This window comes from Parabacteroides faecalis, assembly GCF_022809355.1.
Lineage (GTDB): Bacteria > Bacteroidota > Bacteroidia > Bacteroidales > Tannerellaceae > Parabacteroides > Parabacteroides faecalis.
In genome coordinates this window covers 1-2525 of record NZ_JAKZMM010000102.1, presented here as the reverse complement: position 1 = coordinate 2525, position 2525 = coordinate 1, and the positions used below count along the sequence as shown (strand labels likewise).

The window sequence follows — 2525 nt, the reverse complement described above, 5'->3', positions numbered from 1 at the left end:
AAAACAATTTGAACAACGAAGAGTTTGATCCTGGCTCAGGATGAACGCTAGCGACAGGCTTAACACATGCAAGTCGAGGGGCAGCATGAACTTAGCTTGCTAAGTTTGATGGCGACCGGCGCACGGGTGAGTAACGCGTATGCAACTTACCTATCAGAGGAGAATAGCTCATCGAAAGATGAATTAATGCTCCATAAAACAGGGGTCCCGCATGGGAATATTTGTTAAAGATTCATCGCTGATAGATAGGCATGCGTTCCATTAGGCAGTTGGCGGGGTAACGGCCCACCAAACCGACGATGGATAGGGGTTCTGAGAGGAAGGTCCCCCACATTGGTACTGAGACACGGACCAAACTCCTACGGGAGGCAGCAGTGAGGAATATTGGTCAATGGCCGAGAGGCTGAACCAGCCAAGTCGCGTGAAGGATGAAGGATCTATGGTTTGTAAACTTCTTTTATACGGGAATAAAGTGAGTCACGTGTGGCTTTTTGTATGTACCGTATGAATAAGCATCGGCTAACTCCGTGCCAGCAGCCGCGGTAATACGGAGGATGCGAGCGTTATCCGGATTTATTGGGTTTAAAGGGTGCGTAGGTGGTCTTTTAAGTCAGCGGTGAAAGTTTGTGGCTCAACCATAAAATTGCCATTGAAACTGGGAGACTTGAGTATGTTTGAGGTAGGCGGAATGCGTGGTGTAGCGGTGAAATGCATAGATATCACGCAGAACTCCGATTGCGAAGGCAGCTTGCCAAGCCATAACTGACACTGAAGCACGAAAGCGTGGGTATCAAACAGGATTAGATACCCTGGTAGTCCACGCAGTAAACGATGATTACTAGGAGTTTGCGATATAATGTAAGCTCTACAGCGAAAGCGTTAAGTAATCCACCTGGGGAGTACGCCGGCAACGGTGAAACTCAAAGGAATTGACGGGGGCCCGCACAAGCGGAGGAACATGTGGTTTAATTCGATGATACGCGAGGAACCTTACCCGGGTTTGAACGCAGTCTGACCGCCGATGAAAGTCGGTTTCTAGCAATAGCGGATTGCGAGGTGCTGCATGGTTGTCGTCAGCTCGTGCCGTGAGGTGTCGGCTTAAGTGCCATAACGAGCGCAACCCTTGCCGTTAGTTACTAACAAGTAGTGTTGAGGACTCTAGCGGGACTGCCAGCGTAAGCTGTGAGGAAGGCGGGGATGACGTCAAATCAGCACGGCCCTTACATCCGGGGCGACACACGTGTTACAATGGCGTGGACAAAGAGCAGCCACTTGGTGACAAGGAGCTAATCTCCAAACCACGTCTCAGTTCGGATCGGAGTCTGCAACTCGACTCCGTGAAGCTGGATTCGCTAGTAATCGCGCATCAGCCATGGCGCGGTGAATACGTTCCCGGGCCTTGTACACACCGCCCGTCAAGCCATGGGAGCCGGGGGTACCTGAAGTCCGTAACCGCGAGGATCGGCCTAGGGTAAAACTGGTGACTGGGGCTAAGTCGTAACAAGGTAGCCGTACCGGAAGGTGCGGCTGGAACACCTCCTTTCTGGAGCGAGAGATTCCGAAGAAAGAAAGAACAAGGGACAAGTAGAGGTATGAATGAAAAATACCTTGTACTACAGGTTGGATATGAAAAGATAGAAAAATAGAGAGAAAGATGAAGCTGGGAAACCGGCAAAGTTGACAGTCCTATAGCTCAGTTGGTTAGAGCGCTACACTGATAATGTAGAGGTCGGCAGTTCAACTCTGCCTGGGACTACTCTAAGAAAAGGGGGATTAGCTCAGCTGGCTAGAGCATCTGCTTTGCACGCAGAGGGTCAACGGTTCGAATCCGTTATTCTCCACAGAACCGATGGAAACGTCGGAAGAAGATCTTTGACATGTTGTACATTCAGTAAAGTAAGAAAAGAAGAGCAAGCTTAGTGAATATCAATCCGGTGCGTTAAGTGCCAGATAAAGAAAGTAAGCAAGGGCAGACGGTGGATGCCTTGGCTCTCGGAGGCGAAGAAGGACGTGATAAGCTGCGAAAAGCCCGGGGGAGATGCAAATAATCCTTGATCCCGGGATATCCGAATGGGGCAACCCGGCAGGTTGAAGGCCTGTCACCTTGAAATAAGGAGCAAACGCGGGGAACTGAAACATCTAAGTACCCGTAGGAGAAGAAAACAAAAGTGATTCCGTAAGTAGTGGCGAGCGAACACGGAACAGCCCAAACCGGTGTTGTTTAGGCAATACCGGGGTAGTAGGACCACGTTGTGGCAAGCAAACAGGGAAGTGGAATCAACTGGAAAGTTGAGCCAGAGACGGTGAAAGCCCGGTACACGACTCCTTGTCGAAGCCTAGTGGTATCCTGAGTAACGCGGAGCACGAGGAATTCTGCGCGAATCAGCGGGGCCCATCCCGTAAGGCTAAATACTCCCGAGAGACCGATAGCGAACCAGTACTGTGAAGGAAAGGTGAAAAGAACCCCGAACAGGGGAGTGAAATAGACCCTGAACCCGTCTGCCTACAAGCGGTCGGAGCAGCTT

General features: G+C 50.6%; 2 tRNA genes and 2 rRNA genes. All 4 read left to right on the top strand.

The features are described 5' to 3' along the window. Positions 1-12 precede the first annotated feature (12 nt). Positions 13-1543, top strand: a 16S ribosomal RNA gene (locus tag MUN53_RS18240). Between the two features lie 139 nt (positions 1544-1682). Beyond that, positions 1683-1756: transfer RNA gene (locus tag MUN53_RS18235), tRNA-Ile, on the top strand. 11 nt (positions 1757-1767) lie between these two features. Then, positions 1768-1841, top strand: a tRNA-Ala gene (locus MUN53_RS18230). 112 nt (positions 1842-1953) lie between these two features. Further along, positions 1954-2525 (top strand): 23S ribosomal RNA (locus MUN53_RS18225); the annotation flags it as partial.